Raw genomic sequence first — 16,896 nt, 5'->3', positions numbered from 1 at the left:
TGACTCCGGGCTTCCGGGGGCGACGGCGACCGGACCGCGACGCAGGGATTCGACGTCAGCCCTGCGCGTCGAGCAACTCGAGCAGCCATCCCGCCGACCTGATGTGCGCGGCGCCCGCGTGATCGGCCCGTTCCCGAAGGCCGCGGTCGCTGGTGACGGCGACGACGGATTCCTCGCCCGCGACCCGACGCTCGATCTCAGCGACGATCGCGTCGTCGCCCTCAGCCTCGGCACGTACCAGGCGGACGGGTCCCGGTTCGTCGGGGATGCCTCGCGCCTGTCCCTCGACCACCAGCGAGACCTCGGGGAACCACACATCTCCCCCGAGCTCCAGCTCCTCGGCGGGAACAGCCAAGCGTTCGAGACGGCTGCGAAGTCGAGCCGCCGCTCCGGCACGGTCCTTCCACCAGCCGTCCGGGACCGAACCGACGACGTTCGCCGCATCCACCACGATCGCAGGACGCGTCCCGAGCAGCGCCCGCAGCGCAGGCCACGACGCCCCGAACCCCGGGTGCAAAGGGCGGGCGTCGACCTCATCCACCGGCACCCATTCCAGGGCGACGCTCTCGGGGTCGCTGATCACCGGCTCGAACGGCACCTGCACGTCGGCGATGACGGTCGTGTACGACCAGATCCCGAGGTCGAGCACGCTCGTGAACCGGGCGCGCACAGCACCGTCGGGCACGCCGGCCTCTTCCTGGGCTTCGCGGACGGCTCCGTCGATCGCGCTCTCCCCCTCGTGCAGCGCCCCGCCGGGAAGCCCCCACGTCCCCCCGAAGTGGCTCCAGGAGACGCGGTGCTGCAGCAGGATCCCGCGCGCGGGATCGTAGGCGAGAAGACCGGCGGCGCCGAAGCGCCCCCAGTACTTTCCCCCCGACTCCGAGATCACCCAGGCATCGCCGGGATTCCGCGGCCCCTCGGGGCGACGCGGCTCACCGGAAGCAGGAGGTACGACAGTCACACACTCAGCCTTTCACAGCATCGGGGCGACGGCACCACGGCGCGACATGCGCCGGAACAGATCAGCGCTGACGCTTCTCGCGCACGCGCATGTTGATCACGATCGGCGTGCCCTCGAACGAGTAGAGCTCGCGCAGACGCCGCTGGATGAACCGGCGGTACCCGGGGTCGAGGAAACCGGTCGTGAACAGCACGAACGTCGGCGGGCGCGTCGATGCCTGCGTACCGAACAGGATGCGCGGCTGCTTGCCTCCACGCAGCGGGTGCGGGTGCTCCGCCACGAGTTCCGCGAGGAACGCGTTGAACTTGCCCGTCGGAATACGACGGTCCCAGTTCTCCAGCGCGGTCTCCAAGGCGGGAACGAGCTTGTCGAGGTGACGCCCGGTCTTCGCGGAGATGTTCACGCGCGGGGCCCAGGCGACGTGTGCGAGGTCCTGCTCGATCTCCCGCTCGAGGTAGCGACGGCGATCGGCGTTCTCGAGGTCGTCGTCGTTGAGGCGGTCCCACTTGTTGAACGCGAGGACCAGTGCACGACCCGACTCCAGCACCAGGTCGATGATGCGCACGTCCTGCTCACTGATCGACTCGGAGACGTCGAGCACGACGACAGCGACCTCCGCCTTCTCCAGCGCAGCGGAGGTGCGCAGCGACGCGTAGAAGTCCGCGCCCTGCGCCATGTGCACGCGACGACGGATGCCGGCGGTGTCGACCAGACGCCACATCTTGCCACCCAGCTCCACGACCTCGTCGACCGGATCGCGCGTGGTGCCGGCGAGATCGTTGACGACCACGCGCTCCTCGCCGGCCGCCTTGTTCAGCAGCGACGACTTGCCGACATTCGGGCGACCGAGGATGGCGACCCGGCGGGGTCCGCCGATCTCCTGCTTGGCGACCGCCGAGACCTCGGGAAGCTTCTTCATCACGGCGTCGAGCAGATCGGCGACACCGCGTCCGTGGATGGCGGACACCGGGTGCGGTTCGCCGAGACCGAGGCTCCACAGAGCTGCGGTCTCCGGCTCCTGCCGGGCGTCATCGATCTTGTTGGCGACCAGGAACACAGGCTTGCCGCTCTTGCGCAGCAGCTTCACCACGTGCTCATCGGTGGAGGTCGCACCCACCATGGCGTCGACGACGAACAGCACCAGGTCGGCGAGGTCGATCGCCACCTCCGCCTGCATCGCGACAGAGCGGTCGATGCCGCGGGCGTCCGGCTCCCACCCGCCTGTGTCGACGAGCGAGAAGCGACGGTCTCCCCACTCCGCCTTGTACGTCACGCGGTCGCGGGTCACACCGGGGGTGTCCTCCACGACGGCCTCACGGCGACCGAGGATGCGGTTCACGAGCGCGGACTTGCCCACGTTCGGCCGTCCGACGATCGCCACCACGGGAAGTGCGGGACTGTAGTGGATGCCGTCCTCGCCGAGCGTGATGCCCGCGAGGAGCTCCGCGTCCTCGTCGTCGAGCTCGTAGTCGGAGAGGCCGGCGCGGAGGGTCTCCGCACGCTGCTCGGCGAGATGCTCGTCGAGCTGGTCCATCTTCTCGGCGAGCTGGTCGGGGCCGCCTTCGTATTCGTCGTCAGCCACGGGGTGCTCCTTGGATTCGTTCGATCACCGTGAGGACGGCGTCGATGGTCTGGGGGAAATCGAGCTCCGTCGAATCGACGACCTCGACGCCTTCTGCAGCGTTCAGGAAGTCGACGACGGCACTGTCTGAGGCATCGCGCTTGTGCAATGCCGCGGCGACAGCAGCCGCATTCTCGCCGGCGAGTTCACCGGCACGTCGCGCAGCCCGCACTTCGGGGGCTGCGGTGAGAAGGATCCGTACAGGGGCGTCCGGTGCCACCACGGTCGTGATGTCACGTCCCTCCACCACGACGGCGGGATACGACGACTCGGCTACCAGCCGGCGGAAGAGCTCGTTGACCTGTGCTCGCACCTCGGGCACGCGCGCCACGCCGCTCACCGCTCCGGAGACTCGCGGGTCGCGGATGGCCTCGGTGACCTCCACGTCTCCGACGAGCACCGTGCGGTCGTCGGGGTCGAGGCCCAGTCGCACGGGGAAGTCGGTCGCCGCAGCGAGGACGGCCTCGGAGTCGTCCGTGTCGGCCCCGCGGTCGAGCACATGCCAAGCGAGCGCACGGTAGGCGGACCCGGTGTCGAGGTACCCGAAGCCGAGCTTGCGCGCCACAGCCTTGGAAACGCTGGACTTGCCGGAGCCGGCGGGGCCGTCGATCGCGATGAACTTTTGTGCGTCGGTCACGTGCGCCTCCGCGGCGGAGAATGAGATGTCAGTCATTGGTGCTCCCCGCGATACGCCAGCCGCGTTCCTGGAGCCCGGTGATCGCGCCGTGCAGAGCCGCCGGGTCGACGCTGATCTCGGCGAGGCCGAACTGCGCTCCCGGCGAATGCTCGAGGCGCAGGTCCTCGACGTTGACTCCGAGTTCACCCAGCTCGCCGAAGAGCCGCCCGAGTTGCCCGGCGGTGTCGTCGATCATGACGACGAGGGTGTCGAAGCGCTGGTTCTGTCCATGCTTGCCGGGAAGACGCTCGACCCCGTCGTTGCCCTGGCGGATGGTCTCGGCTACCGTGCGGCGGGCGCCGGGGGCGGCCGGATCGCGCAGGGCGTCGGAGATCTCACCGAGGTCGGAAGCGAGGGCATCGAGGATCTCGACCACCGGTTCGGCGTTCGCCCCGAGGATCTGCACCCAGAGTTCCGGTGCCGACGCAGCGATGCGCGTCGTGTCGCGGACGCCCTGGCCCGCGAGACGGAGCGCCCCTTCCTCGGCCTCTGCGAGGCGACCGGCGAGCAGACTCGCCACCACCTGCGGCACATGCGAGATCAGCGCGACAGAACGGTCGTGCTCCTCCGGGGTCATCTCGAGCGGCGTCGCTCCCACATCGAGGGCGAGGGCCTCGACGAGCGCGAGATCGGAAGCTTTCGTCTCCGCGTCTCGGCACACGACCCAGGGGCGTCCGATGAAGAGGTCAGCGCGAGCAGAGATCGCCCCACCGCGCTCACGGCCGGCGAGGGGATGCGAGCCGATGTAGCGGGCGAGGTCCACGCCGCGCGTCTGAAGAGTGCGGAACGGCTCGAGCTTCACACTGGCGACATCGGTGACCACCGCCTGCGGGAACCGCTCGAGCTCGGCCTGGATCACGTCTGCCGTGACATCGGGCGGAACGGCGACCACCACGAGAGAGGGGGCGTCGTCCTCCGCCGCGATCCGGCCGGCGCCGTAGTCGACCGCGAGGCGCAGTTGGGCCGGCGAGGCGTCGGACAGCACCACGTCGACGCCCTTCGCACGGAGGGCATGACCGATGCTCGCGCCGAGGAGGCCCGCGCCGACGATGCGGACGGTCCCGGAGAGACGCGGCGCGACGAAGCCCGCTCTCCGCCCCGCGGGCGCACTCGTCGTATCGGTCATTCGCTCTCCTGCTCGCCTGGCGCCTCGGCGACACCGGAATCACGGCGCGACAGGGTCAAAAGCGCGCCGAGTTCGATTTTACTCAGTTCCCGCGTCTTTCCGGCCGGGAGGGTTCCCAGGTGGAGCGGACCGAACTGTCGACGGACCAGTTCCGTGACCGGGTGGCCGACGGCCGCGAGCATCCGACGGACGATGCGGTTGCGACCGGAGTGCAGTGTCAACTCCACCAGGCTCGACCCTCGTGAGGTGTCCAGGAGCCGCGCCTTGTCGGCGGCGATCGGTCCGTCCTCCAGCTCGATGCCCTTGGTGAGCTTCGAGATCGTCTGTGGCAGCACCGTTCCCTCGACCTTCGCGATGTACACCTTGGTCACGCCGAACGACGGGTGCGCCAGCACATGAGCGAGCGCGCCGTCGTTGGTCAGGATGAGCAGACCGCTCGTCTCGGCATCCAGCCGTCCGACGTTGTACAGCCGCTCCTCGTAGTCGGCGGTGAACCGGCGCAGATCGGGGCGGCCATTCTCGTCCTTCATGCTGCTCACGACACCGGTGGGCTTGTTGAGCATGACGTAGCGCTTCGAGACGTCGAGCTGCACGGCGGTGCCGTCAACGTCGACGAGGTCGTTCTCCGGGTCGATCCGTCTCCCGAGTTCGGAGACCACGATGCCGTTGACGCGGATGCGGCCTTCGGTGATGTACTGCTCGACCACGCGGCGTGAAGCGACTCCTGCAGCGGCGAGAACCTTCTGCAGGCGCACGCCTTCGGGTGCAGCCCCGGAATCGTTCGAGGCGGTGTTCGAGGCTGCGTTCGAGGCGTCGTTCATGGCGTCGTGGCCGGTCATCGGATGGTCCCTTCGTCGAATCCGTCTGCGCCATCGTCGAGCAGCGGGGAGATCGGGGGCAGCTCGTCGAGGGAGTTGATGCCCAGATGCTGGAGGAGCGCGTCGGTGGTGCCGTAGTTGATCGCACCGGTCTCGGAGTCTGCGAACAATTCGGTGATCAGTCCACGAGCGACGAGCGTACGGACGACGGAGTCTACGTTCACCGCGCGGATGGAGGCGACCTGGCTGCGCGTGACCGGCTGCTTGTAGGCGATGACGGCAAGGGTCTCCAGGGCGGCCTGCGAGAGACGTGCGGGAGCCTGACCGCCGATGAATGCCGCCACCACGTCGTCGAGCTCTTCCCTGACGTAGAGACGCCACCCGCCGCCGACCTCCCGAAGCTCGAAACCGCGTCGCGGTCCCTTCCCGCGCCCGTCGTAGTCCTCGACCAGCATCTCCAGGGTCTGGCGCACGGCAGGAACCGGCGAGCCGACCGCGGCGGCCAGGGCGACGAGACCGATCGGCTCATCCACGATGAAGAGGATCGCCTCGATCCGCTCGGTCAGAGGAATCTCCTCGGCACCGGCCAGGTCGGCGTTCGTCTCGTCCGTCACATCATCGGTCATAGTCGGCTCCCAGGGTCGCCAGCGTCTCATCCGACCAGGAGTCGGCTGCCCAGCGCAGCGTCAGCTCGCCGAGCGGTTCCAGTTGTTCGAACGACAGCGCCGCGTGCCGGTAGAGCTCCAGCACCGAGATGAACCGTGCCACGACGATGCCCGGCTCGGTCACGCCGGCCACGAGTTCACGGAAACTCACCGACTCGGTGCCGCGCAGCAGCGTCACCACGATCGCCGCCTGCTCGCGGATGCTGACCAGGGGCGCGTGCAGGTGATCGAGCCCGACGTGCGGGATCTCCTTCGGGGCGAAGGCCAGGAGGGCGAGAGCGGCGAAGTCGTCGACACTCAAGGACCACACGAGCTCCGGCGTCTGACGTCGGTGCTTCTCCTCCAGACGGACAGCGCGCACGTGACGACGGTCTTCGCGCTGCAGACAGCGGGCGAACCAGGTCGAGACCTCCTTGAAGGCCCGATACTGCAGCAGGCGTGCGAACAACAGGTCGCGCGCCTCGAGCAGAGCCACCGCCTCGGCATCGACCAGCTCGCCCTGAGGGAGAAGACCGGCGACCTTCATGTCGAGCAGGGTCGCGGCCACGACCAGGAACTCGGACGCCTGATCGAGGTCCTCGTCGTCGTCAAGTTGGCCGAGGTACGCGATGAACTCGTTGGTGACCGCGCTCAGCGATACCTCGGTGATGTCCATCTCGTGCTTCGAGATGAGGTTCAGCAACAGGTCGAAGGGGCCGTCGAAGTTCGACAGCGAGACCGTGAAGCCGCTGGCTTCGGCGGACGCTCCTTCGTCTGCGCTCTCCTGGAGCGACGGGTCGACGGGTGCTTCGTCAGGCGACGGCGCCACGGGCGACCAGCTCCCGCGCCAGCCGCAGATACGCCTGAGCGGCGGCATGCTCGGGGGCGAACTCGGTGATCGGCACGCCCGACACGGAGGCGTCAGGGAACTTCACGGTGCGGCCGATCACGGTTTCCAGCACATCGTCGCCGAATGCCTCGACCACACGCTCGAGCACCTCACGGGAGTGCAGCGTGCGCGGGTCGTACATCGTCGCCAGCAGGCCGTCCATCGTGATCGAAGGGTTGAGCCGGTCGCGGACCTTGTCGATCGTCTCGATCAGCAGCGCGACCCCGCGCAAGGCGAAGAACTCGCACTCGAGCGGGATGATCACGCCGTGGGCCGCCGTCAGCGCGTTCACGGTGAGGATGCCGAGCGAAGGCTGGCAGTCGATCAGGATGACGTCGTACTCCCCCGCCACCTGGCGCAGGACGCGGGCGAGGATCGTCTCTCGCGCGACCTCGTTGACGAGGTGCACCTCGGCAGCGGAGAGATCGATGTTCGCCGGCATGACATCGAGGCCCTCGACACTCGAGTGCACGATCGCATCGTGGGCGTCGCGCTTGGTGTCCAACAGCAGGTCGTAGATCGTCGGCACGTCGTGGGTGGGGATACCGAGGCCCGCAGAGAGCGCACCCTGGGGATCGAAGTCGACCGCCAGCACCTTCCGGCCGTATTCGGCCAGCGACGCGGCGAGGTTGATCGACGTGGTCGTCTTTCCGACGCCGCCCTTCTGGTTGCACAGCGCGATGATGCGTGCAGGGCCGTGGGACTTCAGCGGCTCGGGGATCGGGAAGCCGTGATACGGACGGCCGGTGGGTCCCATGGGGGTCTCGTCGGCCTTCTGCGCCTTCGCCCTGGACTTCGCCACTTTCTCAGCCACCCGTTCTCCTGCTCCGTCGTGCTTGGTCGATTGTACCGGCCATGCGGTTCTCCGGCCGCCTCGGCACGCGGCAGAGCGATCGGCGCGCGGCAGCGCCACCGACACGCGGCAGGCGACCCGAGCGGGCGCGGCAACTCTTATCGGGCGCGCGGGTGCGACGTCGCGTAGATGTCGCGGAGCGCGTCGACGGAGACGTGGGTGTAGATCTGCGTCGTCGCGACCGACGAATGCCCGAGGAGCTCCTGGACCACGCGCACATCCGCCCCGCCCTGCAGGAGGTGCGTCGCGAACGAGTGCCGCAGGGTGTGCGGGGAGACGTCGACCGTGATCTCCGCTCTCTCGGCGGCAGCGCGGATGACGAGCCAGGCGCTCTGGCGTGAGAGCGGGGCGCCCCGAGCGCCGAGGAACAGTCGGGCAGAGGCACGTCCCTTGGCCGCCAGTCCCGGACGCACGCGCGTCAGGTACGCGTCCACGGCGGCGCGCGCGTAGGAGCCCACCGGCACGATGCGCTCCTTGGCCCCCTTCCCCCGCAGTCGCAGCACGTCGCCGTGCGCCAGGTCGTCCACGTCGAGGTCGATGGCCTCCGACACCCGGGCTCCGGTCGCATACAGGAGTTCGAGCAGCGCGCGATCGCGGATGCCGAGCGGGTCCTCGGGCGATGGCGCGGCGAGAAGGCGCTCGACCTGCTCGATGGTCAGGGCCTTGGGGAGCCGTCGCGGCGCCTTGGGCGGGCGGAGCCGGCCGCTGGGGTCGTCAGCCTCGATGCCCTCGCGTGCCAGGAAACGGTGCCAGCCCCGGACCGACGACTGCAGGCGCGCGAGGCTCGTCGAGGCGGGCGGCGGCTGGGCAGATGCCCGCTCCGCGATGAACCGGTCGATCACGGCAGGGGTCACTTCAGCCGTGCCGGCGATCCCTTCTGCGACCAACCACTCCTGATAGACGCCGAGGTCACGCCGGTACGCCGCGACCGTGTGGGCACTCAGGCCCCGCTCGACCGTGACATGACGCAGGTAGGCGTCCAGGGCGCGCTCGAGCTGCATCGTCAGTCCCGGTCGCGCAGCCTCTGCGATGCCGCGAGCACCCCGATGGCGAGGATGCCGTTGCGCATCCGCCCCTCGAGCACCGCCGAGACGGCGTCCGAAAGCGGCACCCACGCCACCCGGATGTCCGCCTCCTCGTCCTCCCGGTCGTGTGCCGCGTCAGCCGAGGAGACCCCGGTCGCGAGGAACACGTGGATGATCTCGTCGTTCCCGCCCGGAGTCGTCCAGGAGGAGACCAGGGGTTCCCAGCGCTCGGCGACGAGGTCGGCCTCTTCGGCGAGCTCCCGCCGGGCTGCGGCAAGAGGCTCCTCCCCCTCCACATCCAGCAGTCCTGCAGGGAGCTCCCAATCCCGATGCCGAATCGGGTGACGGTACTGCTGGATCAGCAGGACGCGCCCCTCATCGTCCAGGGCGACGATCGCCACCGCGCCGGTGTGATCGACGTACTGTCGGACGATCTCACCGTCTCCGTAGCGCACACGGTCGGAGCGGACGTCCCAGACCCTGCCGCGGTATACGAGGTCGCTGTGAAGGACCTCCGGTTCGAACGGCTCGTCGCGGAGGTCCTGCGGCGACTCAGTCATCCGCACTGACGTCGAACAGCTCGCTCGCGCGGTTCCGCTCGATCGCTGCGCCGACCAGTCCGCGGAACAGCGGGTGCGGAGCGGTCGGACGCGAGCGCAGCTCGGGGTGCGCCTGAGTGGCGATGTAGTACGGGTGCACGTCGCGGGGAAGCTCGACGTACTCGACGAGGTCGAGCTCCGGGTTGAGACCGGAGAACACCAGTCCGGCCTCCGAGAGACGGTCACGGTAGGCGTTGTTCACCTCGTAGCGGTGACGGTGGCGCTCGGAGGCTTCGGGCGCACCGTACAGTTCACGGGCGAGCGATCCTTCGGCGAGGGCGGCCTGGTACAGACCGAGGCGCATGGTGCCCCCGAGGTCGCCTCCGTCGAGGATGTCGACCTGCTCGGCCATCGTGGCGATGACGGGCTCCGCCGTCTCCGGGTCGAACTCGCTCGAGGACGCGCCTTCGATGCCGGCGACGTCGCGTGCGTACTCGATGACCATGCACTGCAGGCCGAGGCACAGGCCGAGCGTCGGGATGCCCTGCTCACGCGCGAACTTCAGCGCGCCGAGCTTGCCTTCGATGCCGCGGATGCCGAAGCCTCCCGGCACGCAGATGCCGTCGAGCTGGGCCAGCTGCTCCCTGGCGCCCTCCGGGGTCTCGCAGAGGTCGGAGGGGATCCAGCGGATGTTGACCTTGGTCTCCTGTGCGAAGCCTCCGGCCTTGAGAGCCTCGGTCACCGAGAGATAGGCATCGGGGAGGTCGATGTACTTGCCCACCAGGCCGATCGTCACCTCGTGCTTGGGGTTGTGCACCGCGTGCAGCACCTTGTTCCAGCGTGTCCAGTCGACGTCGGCCGCCTTCTGGTCGAGGCCGAGGCGGCGCACGATGTACGAGTCGAGACCCTGCTCGTTCAGCGTCGAGGGGATGTCGTAGATGCTCGGCAGGTCGACGGTGTTGATGACGCCCTCGACATCGACGTCGCACATCAGCGCGATCTTGTTGCGGTTGCTCGCGCTGACCGGGCGGTCGCTGCGGAGCACCAGGGCGTCCGGCTGGATGCCGACCTGGCGCAGGGCCGCCACGGAATGCTGCGTCGGCTTGGTCTTCTGCTCCCCCGAGGCGCCCATGAAGGGCACGAGCGACACGTGCACGAAGAACACGCTGTCGCGGCCGAGCTCGTGACGCAGCTGGCGCGCGGACTCGAGGAACGGCTGCGACTCGATGTCGCCGACGGTGCCGCCGACCTCGGTGATGATCACGTCGGGACGCGGGTCTTCCGACGCCTGCAGGCGCATCCGGCGCTTGATCTCGTCCGTGATGTGCGGAATGACCTGCACCGTGTCGCCGAGGTACTCGCCGCGACGCTCGCGGGCGATCACCTGCGAGTAGATCTGGCCAGTGGTGACGTTGGCCGCCTCCGACAGGTTGATGTCGAGGAAGCGCTCGTAGTGGCCGATGTCGAGATCGGTCTCGGCGCCGTCGTCCGTCACGAACACCTCGCCGTGCTGGAACGGGTTCATCGTGCCCGGATCGACGTTCAGGTACGGGTCGAGCTTCTGCATCACGACGCGCAGGCCGCGGGCCGTGAGGAGGTTTCCGAGGCTGGCCGCCGTCAGTCCCTTGCCCAAAGACGAAACGACACCACCAGTCACGAAGATGTGCTTGGTCGTGTCGTTCTTGGGTCCCGCAGAAGAAGAGTTCATCACGGGCTTCGATCCTATCAGGCGGTGGGCACTCGGAGGCTGAGAAGTTCACGCGCGTGGGTCAGAGCGGCGTCGGAATCGGTGAGCCCCGACAGCAGACGTGCCATCTCGGCTTCGCGCTCCTCCCCCTCCAGACGCCGCACGCTGGAGGCCGTGACCGCGCCGTCATTGGCCTTCACGACCGACAGGTGGTTGTTGGCGAAAGCTGCGACCTGCGCGAGATGTGTGACCGCGATGACCTGCGACTTCTCGGCGAGTCGGGCGAGTCGGCGTCCGACCTCGATGGCCGCAGCGCCGCCGATGCCCGCGTCGACCTCGTCGAACACAAACGTCGGAACCGGGTCGGTCGCGGCGATCACGACCTCGATGGCCAGCATCACACGGGAGAGCTCGCCGCCAGAGGCTCCCTTCGAGACCGATCGCGGCTCGGCGCCGGGGTGGGGCGCGAGGAGGATCGCGACATCATCTCGGCCGTGGGCGCTCTCGGTGCCCTCGGAGACCGCGACTTCGAGGCGGGCGTCCGGCATGGCGAGAGCGTGGAGCTCCTCCGTCACAGCGGCGCCCAGGCGAGAAGCCGCCTCGGTGCGCACCGCAGTCAGTGCATCGGCGTGCGCGTCGAGCTCGACCCGGGCCGCATCGCGCTCGGCGATCAGCCTTTCGATGCGGTCACCGTCGTCGTCGAGCTCGGCCAGCCGCGCGGATCCGGTCTGCCAGAGAGTCAGAGCCTCATCGAGCGAGCCGTGGGCACGGATCAGGGTCCCGAGAGCCGCACGCCGCTCTTCGACCGCCGCGAGCTCATGCGGACCGGTCTCGTCGAGGTCGGCGAGATAGGCGGAGAGGAGCCCCGCCGTGTCGGCGATCCGGTAGCCGATGTCGGCGAGGTTCTCCCCGATCTCGGTCAACTTGGCATCAGAGGCTCGTTCGAGCACGCGACGTGCCTCCGCGACGAGCGCCGCGGCATCGGGCTCGCCGTCTTCGCTCGACAGCGCGGCGTGGGCGAGAGATGCTGCGAGACGCAGCTCCTCGGCGTTGGCGAGACGCTCGGAGCGCTCGGTGAGCTCCTGGTCCTCCCCCGGCTCCGGCGCGGTCGCCTCGATCAGTGCGATGGCCTCCCGCAGTCGCGTGGCTTCTTCGGCCCGCCGATCCCGGTTCTCGGTGATCTCCGAGATCTCGGCGTCGAGCGCACGCCAACGAGCGAAAGCGGCCGCATAGGTGTTCACGGCTTCCGCGATCGGAGCACCACCGAAACGATCGAGCGCATCGCGCTGGGCGGTCGCTGATCGCAGCCGCAGCTGCTCGGACTGGCCGTGGACCACGACAAGCTCTTCCGCGAGCGAAGAGAGTACTCCCGCCGGAGCGGCGCGGCCACCCACACTCGCGCGGGAGCGCCCTTCCGCGCTCAGCGTGCGCGACACGTAGAGTTCGGCGCTGCCGCCACCCGCGGGCTCCAGCTCTCCGCCGGCGTCGGCGACGATCTCTGCGACGCTGCCCTCTTCGGGGACGATCCACACGCCGGCGACCGATGCCTGCGACGCACCGGCGCGCACCGCCCCGGAATCGGCGCGCTGGCCGAGGAGCAGCCCGAGTCCGGTGACGACCATGGTCTTGCCCGCACCGGTCTCACCCGTGACCGCGGTGAAGCCGGGGCCCAGCGGCAGAACGGCATCGGCGATGACGCCGAGCCCCTGCATCCGCATCTCCTCGATCATGACGACCTCTCGCTCACGACGTCGCTTCCGTCGCCTGGCCACGCCACCCGGCGACGGGCAGCTGGAACTTGCGCACGAGACGGTCCGTGAAGGCCGTGGGGTGCAGGCGCGCGAGCCGCACGGGACGTGAAGAACGACGCACCACCACACGAGCGCCCGGCGGCAGTTCGTGCGAACGGCGTCCGTCGCACCACAGAATGCCGGAGCCGTCCGTGCGCTCGAGCATCTCGATCGCGACCGACGCGTCCGGGCTGACCACCAACGGCTTGGCGAACAGCGCGTGCGCAGACAGCGGCACCACGGCGATCGCCTCCACACTGGGCCAGATCACGGGGCCTCCCGCCGAGAAGTTGTAGGCGGTCGATCCGGTCGGAGTGGACACGACCATGCCATCGCAGCCGAAGCTCGACAGGGGGCGTCCATCGATCTCCAGCACGATCTCGATCATCCGCTCACGGCTGGCCTTCTCGACCGTCGCCTCGTTGAGCGCCCAGGTCTCGTAGACGACCGTGCCATCGACATCTTTGACCCGCACCGACAGCGCGAGCCGTTCTTCGACCTCGTAGTCGCGATCGATCACACGGCGCACCGCTTTGTCCATGTCATCGCGGTCGATCTCCGCGAGGAAGCCCACATGCCCCATGTTGATGCCGAGCACGGGTGCGCCGCTGTCCCGCACCAGTTCCGCGGCTCGCAGGATCGTCCCGTCCCCGCCCAGCACGATCGCCAGCTCGAGGTCGGCCGGGTCGACGGAACGCCCGAGCACGTCGGTGTCGACGAAGAACGGGTCGACGGCCGCGAGGTCCTCGTGATCGTCGACGGCCAGAACGGGTCGCGCTCCGGCCTCTCGAAGAGCGTCGATCACCCGACGGGCGGCCTCGACGGTGTCGACACGGCCCGCGTGAGCGACGACCAGGATGCAGCGCTCGTTCATCGTCCTCCTGCCAGTCGGTTGATGGTGTCCAGCCATTCTGTCGGATTGCTGCCCCGCCCCGGGGCGAGGTGCACGAGATACTCCGCGTTCCCGTGCGTACCGAGAATCGGGGAGGGAAGGATCCCGAGCATGCCGAGTCCCAGATCCCACGCGCTCCACACCGTTCTGGCGACGGCGTCGGCGCGCGTTGCGGGGTCGGTGACCAGACCGCCGCGGACGGCTGTGCGCCCGACTTCGAACTGGGGTTTCACGAGCAGGAGGATGTCCGACTCCGGCACTGCCACGGCGGCGACGGCCGGAAGCACGAGTTCGAGGGAGATGAACGAGAGGTCGCCGACGATGAGATCGGGTGCCGCCGTCTCGCCGGTCGCCGCGGTGAGGTTCTCGCGTGTCATGTGACGGACGTTGTAGCCCTCGACGGCGATGACGCCGGGGTCGGCGGCGATGGACGGAGCGAGTTGCCCGTGCCCGACGTCGACAGCGAGGACCGTGCGCGCGCCGAGTTCGCGCAGCACCTGCGTGAATCCGCCGGTGGATGCGCCCATGTCGAGCGCGAGACGCCCCTGCACCGGGACGGCGAAGCCGTCGAGAGCCGCGATGAGCTTGTGCGCGGCCCTGCCGACGTAGTGGTCGGCTCCGGCGATCGTGATCTCGGCCCCCTCGCCGACCGACGTCGACGCCTTCACGACCGGTCGGCCATCGACACTGACGAGCCCCTCTGAGATGAGGGTCGCCGCGTGGGTGCGCGAACGGGCGAGTCCTCGGGAGGCGAGGGCGGCGTCGAGTCGCGTCATCGGGATCCCGACGTCTCCCGCTGCTCGACCTTCGCACCGGTCTCGAGGCGACGGGAGAGCGCGTCGTGCAGCGCAGAATACGCGTCGGCACGGGCAGGAAGCGGCTGACCCTCGATCAGGCGCAGCCGACTCCACAGACCATCGGTCGGTGCGCTCGTCGTCTCATCGCTCACGGTTCTACTGTACGCGGCCCCTCCGACGCAGGAGGGCGCCACGCGACGGCGTCAGGGGCGGTGGAACGGATCCTCGTAGAGACGCTCGGGAACCCGCAGCACGAACACGGGCGTTCCCGAGGCCCAGATGGCGGCAGCGCCCGCCCGCAGGAGATCGATCTGCTCTGCGGACTCCGCCACGATCTCGACATCGGCACCGGTGACACGCACGGCGGCGCCGTTGACACGGAAGACGCCGTCCTGCTGAGTCACTTCAGGGTACGGAAGATGCAGCTCGCGCAGGTCGCCGAGGATGTACGTAGGACGCGACCCCTCCGGTGCCGCCAGCACATGCTTCGGCCGATCGATGCCCGTGAGCACCAGAGCGGAGTCGATGCCCGCCCGGCTGGCGCCCATGATGTCGGTGTCCAGACGGTCACCGATGAAGAGCGCCTTCGTCGCACCGAAGCGTGCGAGCGCCTCCTGGAAGATCGGCTCCTCCGGCTTCCCCGCGACGGTCGCGAGCCGGCCGATCGCGGTGTGGACAGCGGAGACGAGCGTTCCGTTCCCCGGCGCGACGCCACGCTCCCGAGGAATCGTCCAGTCCGTATTGGTGGCGATCCACGGGATCCCGCCCTCGTCCTCCGGGAGCTTCAATGCGAAGGCCGCCTCAGCGAGATCGGTCCAGGCGACCTCGGGCGCGAAGCCCTGCACCACGGCGCTGGGTGCATCGTCCGCGCTGCGGGTGACCGTGTAACCCGCCTTCTGCACCTCGTCGACGAGCCCGTCACCGCCGATGACCAGGATCGTCGCCGGTGCGGGCACGATCTGGGCCATCAGACGCATCGCGGCCTGCGGGCTGGTGACGACATCCGTCGCCTGGACGTGGAGCCCGAGGCTGCTCAAGTGCTCAGCCACGGACGCGTCGGTCCGCGCAGCGTTGTTGGTGATGTATCCGAGCCGAGCGGACTTCGCCGCCTCGTTGAGACTCTCGACCGCGAACGGCAGTGCCCCGGGACCGGCATAGACCACCCCGTCGAGGTCGGCGAGGACAGTGTCGACACCGTCGAGCGGAGTAGGTGCCGACCGCTTCCGAGAGAACAGCGCCACTACGCCTCCGGCTCCGACTCGTCGGCGTCCTGATCTTCGTCCTGATCCTCGCCGAGCAGCTCGCGCACCTCGTCTTCGACCGAGGGCTCTTCCTCGTCTGATGCGTCGGACTCAGATGAATCGGACTCAGCCGCATCGGACTCAGCTGCTTCAGACTCAGCTGCATCGGCGTCCGCCTGGGACGCCTCGGCCGAGGCGTCGTCCTCGTCGGGGAACTCGCCCTCGATGAGGCTGTCCTCGATGAAGATCTCTTCGTCGCCCGCTTCGTCGATCCCGAGTGCTTCCGCGGCGACCTCGGCACGGTGCGCCCAGAACTCCGCCTCGTCGGTGCGCCCGAGGTCTTCGAGCACGGCGGCACGGGCAGCGAACAGAGCGGGGCTCCATTCGAACGCGCGATCGGGGTCGAGCTCGGGGATCTCCAGCTCACCGAGCGCGAGCTCGAGATCGCCCTGATCCAGCCGGGCTCCCGACATGGCGATGGCGAGTGCGACGCGGACAGGCGTTTCGAGGGCAGAGCGCTCCACTGCACGCCCGGTCTCGAGCGCCCGGTCAGAGCGACCGATACCCCGCTCACTGTCAACCATCAGAGCGATCTGATCGTCCTTACCGGAGATGCGACGGTAGGTGCGCAGTTCGCGCAGCGCGAGAGCGAAGTCCTCCGTGGCGTACGCGGTGATGCCGAGGGTCTCCCGGACGATCGCGATGCGACCGGCGCGTCGGGAGGCGGCCAGTGCGTGCTGGTGGGCGAGCGCAGGATCCTCATCGATGAGCCGTGACGCCATCGCGAGGTGACGGGCGACGTGCTCGGCATTCTCCTTGCTCAGCGTCTTGAGTTCGTTGCGCGCCGCCCCGTTGAGGTCACGCGCGGTGACATCGTCGGGGATGTGGGGCTCATCGAACCGCGGACGCTCGTTGGCGGCCTGCGCCGGCCGCTCCCGACCCGCGCCCCCGCGCTGCGGGAAGGAACGCCCAGCGGAGCGGTCGCCGCCCTCGCGGTTGTAGCCGCCTTCACGACGGGGCGCACCACCGTCACGGTTGTAGCCGCCTTCACGACGAGGCGCACCGCCATCGCGGTTGTAGCCGCCCTCACGACGAGGCGCACCACCGTCACGACGGGGAACACCGCCATCGCGGTTGTAGCCGCCCTCACGACGAGGCGCACCACCGTCACGACGGGGAGCACCGCCATCGCGGTTGTAGCCGCCCTCACGACGAGGCGCACCACCGTCACGACGGGGAGCACCGCCATCGCGGTTGTAGCCGCCCTCACGACGAGGCGCACCACCGTCACGACGGGGAGCACCGCCATCGCGGTTGTAGCCGCCCTCACGACGAGG

At 68.9% G+C, this 16,896-nt stretch carries 16 protein-coding genes and 1 pseudogene; all 17 read right to left on the bottom strand.

Annotation, left to right across the window (positions count from 1 at the left end; genetic code table 11):
• Positions 1-55 precede the first annotated feature (55 nt).
• Positions 56-961, bottom strand: coding sequence for an NUDIX domain-containing protein (locus tag HDC31_RS17295; RefSeq protein WP_113681018.1), 906 nt, complete (start codon positions 959-961; stop codon positions 56-58).
• A gap of 61 nt (positions 962-1,022) precedes the next feature.
• Positions 1,023-2,495: a ribosome biogenesis GTPase Der gene (gene der, locus HDC31_RS17290; protein ID WP_218867908.1), complete on the bottom strand. Its 1,473-nt coding sequence runs from the start codon at positions 2,493-2,495 to the stop codon at positions 1,023-1,025.
• 40 nt (positions 2,496-2,535) lie between these two features.
• Positions 2,536-3,255 (bottom strand): (d)CMP kinase, encoded by a 720-nt coding sequence (gene cmk, locus HDC31_RS17285; RefSeq protein WP_113681019.1) that lies wholly within the window; start codon positions 3,253-3,255, stop codon positions 2,536-2,538.
• Positions 3,248-4,384, bottom strand: coding sequence for a prephenate dehydrogenase (locus tag HDC31_RS17280; RefSeq protein ID WP_141369221.1), 1,137 nt, complete (start codon positions 4,382-4,384; stop codon positions 3,248-3,250). Before HDC31_RS17280 ends, cmk begins: the two co-directional genes overlap by 8 nt.
• On the bottom strand, positions 4,381-5,205 hold the full coding sequence (locus tag HDC31_RS17275) for a pseudouridine synthase (protein ID WP_113681022.1): 825 nt from the start codon (positions 5,203-5,205) through the stop codon (positions 4,381-4,383). Before HDC31_RS17275 ends, HDC31_RS17280 begins: the two co-directional genes overlap by 4 nt.
• Positions 5,206-5,219: 14 nt before the next feature.
• Positions 5,220-5,828, bottom strand: a complete 609-nt coding sequence (gene scpB, locus HDC31_RS17270) for an SMC-Scp complex subunit ScpB (protein WP_046749372.1) — start codon at positions 5,826-5,828, stop codon at positions 5,220-5,222.
• Positions 5,818-6,675 (bottom strand): ScpA family protein, encoded by an 858-nt coding sequence (locus HDC31_RS17265; protein WP_046749373.1) that lies wholly within the window; start codon positions 6,673-6,675, stop codon positions 5,818-5,820. Before HDC31_RS17265 ends, scpB begins: the two co-directional genes overlap by 11 nt.
• Positions 6,659-7,492 carry a ParA family protein gene (locus HDC31_RS17260; RefSeq protein ID WP_168441067.1) on the bottom strand — a complete coding sequence of 278 codons (834 nt, stop codon included), beginning with the start codon at positions 7,490-7,492 and terminating at the stop codon, positions 6,659-6,661. Before HDC31_RS17260 ends, HDC31_RS17265 begins: the two co-directional genes overlap by 17 nt.
• Positions 7,493-7,686: 194 nt before the next feature.
• Complete coding sequence (gene xerD / locus HDC31_RS17255; RefSeq protein WP_179516379.1) at positions 7,687-8,589, bottom strand: site-specific tyrosine recombinase XerD; 903 nt, start codon at positions 8,587-8,589, stop codon at positions 7,687-7,689.
• A 2-nt stretch (positions 8,590-8,591) separates the two neighbouring features.
• Positions 8,592-9,173 (bottom strand): NUDIX hydrolase, encoded by a 582-nt coding sequence (locus HDC31_RS17250; protein ID WP_046749375.1) that lies wholly within the window; start codon positions 9,171-9,173, stop codon positions 8,592-8,594.
• Positions 9,166-10,860: a CTP synthase gene (locus tag HDC31_RS17245; RefSeq protein ID WP_046749376.1), complete on the bottom strand. Its 1,695-nt coding sequence runs from the start codon at positions 10,858-10,860 to the stop codon at positions 9,166-9,168. The genes HDC31_RS17250 and HDC31_RS17245 overlap by 8 nt, the downstream gene beginning before the upstream one ends.
• A gap of 17 nt (positions 10,861-10,877) precedes the next feature.
• The gene (recN, locus tag HDC31_RS17240) at positions 10,878-12,569 is read right to left on the bottom strand and encodes a DNA repair protein RecN (protein WP_058633031.1); all 1,692 of its coding nucleotides are present in this window, start codon (positions 12,567-12,569) and stop codon (positions 10,878-10,880) included.
• Between the two features lie 13 nt (positions 12,570-12,582).
• Positions 12,583-13,503 carry an NAD kinase gene (locus HDC31_RS17235; protein ID WP_046749378.1) on the bottom strand — a complete coding sequence of 307 codons (921 nt, stop codon included), beginning with the start codon at positions 13,501-13,503 and terminating at the stop codon, positions 12,583-12,585.
• On the bottom strand, positions 13,500-14,297 hold the full coding sequence (locus tag HDC31_RS17230) for a TlyA family RNA methyltransferase (protein WP_179516378.1): 798 nt from the start codon (positions 14,295-14,297) through the stop codon (positions 13,500-13,502). Before HDC31_RS17230 ends, HDC31_RS17235 begins: the two co-directional genes overlap by 4 nt.
• Positions 14,294-14,470, bottom strand: a complete 177-nt coding sequence (locus HDC31_RS17225; RefSeq protein ID WP_179516377.1) for a hypothetical protein — start codon at positions 14,468-14,470, stop codon at positions 14,294-14,296. Before HDC31_RS17225 ends, HDC31_RS17230 begins: the two co-directional genes overlap by 4 nt.
• 51 nt (positions 14,471-14,521) lie before the next feature.
• On the bottom strand, positions 14,522-15,559 hold the full coding sequence (locus HDC31_RS17220; RefSeq protein ID WP_058633033.1) for an HAD-IIA family hydrolase: 1,038 nt from the start codon (positions 15,557-15,559) through the stop codon (positions 14,522-14,524).
• Positions 15,559-16,896, bottom strand: a pseudogene (locus HDC31_RS20350) (primosomal protein); the annotation flags it as partial. The pseudogene HDC31_RS20350 and the gene HDC31_RS17220, both read right to left, overlap by 1 nt.

Source organism: Microbacterium sp. JAI119 (genome assembly GCF_013410135.1).
GTDB lineage: Bacteria > Actinomycetota > Actinomycetes > Actinomycetales > Microbacteriaceae > Microbacterium > Microbacterium oxydans.
This window is presented reverse-complemented; position numbering and strand designations above follow the sequence as displayed.

What these genes read in the sequence shown, in the direction of transcription:
- HDC31_RS17260 (WP_168441067.1), bottom strand. Translation starts at nt 7,492, where the DNA reads ATGGGACCCACCGGCCGTCCGTATCACGGCTTCCCGATCCCCGAGCCG.
- HDC31_RS17250 (WP_046749375.1), bottom strand. Translation starts at nt 9,173, where the DNA reads ATGACTGAGTCGCCGCAGGACCTCCGCGACGAGCCGTTCGAACCGGAG.
- der (WP_218867908.1), bottom strand. Translation starts at nt 2,495, where the DNA reads ATGGACCAGCTCGACGAGCATCTCGCCGAGCAGCGTGCGGAGACCCTC.
- scpB (WP_046749372.1), bottom strand. Translation starts at nt 5,828, where the DNA reads ATGACCGATGATGTGACGGACGAGACGAACGCCGACCTGGCCGGTGCC.
- xerD (WP_179516379.1), bottom strand. Translation starts at nt 8,589, where the DNA reads ATGCAGCTCGAGCGCGCCCTGGACGCCTACCTGCGTCATGTCACGGTC.
- cmk (WP_113681019.1), bottom strand. Translation starts at nt 3,255, where the DNA reads ATGACTGACATCTCATTCTCCGCCGCGGAGGCGCACGTGACCGACGCA.
- HDC31_RS17245 (WP_046749376.1), bottom strand. Translation starts at nt 10,860, where the DNA reads ATGAACTCTTCTTCTGCGGGACCCAAGAACGACACGACCAAGCACATC.
- recN (WP_058633031.1), bottom strand. Translation starts at nt 12,569, where the DNA reads ATGATCGAGGAGATGCGGATGCAGGGGCTCGGCGTCATCGCCGATGCC.
- HDC31_RS17230 (WP_179516378.1), bottom strand. Translation starts at nt 14,297, where the DNA reads ATGACGCGACTCGACGCCGCCCTCGCCTCCCGAGGACTCGCCCGTTCG.
- HDC31_RS17275 (WP_113681022.1), bottom strand. Translation starts at nt 5,205, where the DNA reads ATGAACGACGCCTCGAACGCAGCCTCGAACACCGCCTCGAACGATTCC.
- HDC31_RS17280 (WP_141369221.1), bottom strand. Translation starts at nt 4,384, where the DNA reads ATGACCGATACGACGAGTGCGCCCGCGGGGCGGAGAGCGGGCTTCGTC.
- HDC31_RS17235 (WP_046749378.1), bottom strand. Translation starts at nt 13,503, where the DNA reads ATGAACGAGCGCTGCATCCTGGTCGTCGCTCACGCGGGCCGTGTCGAC.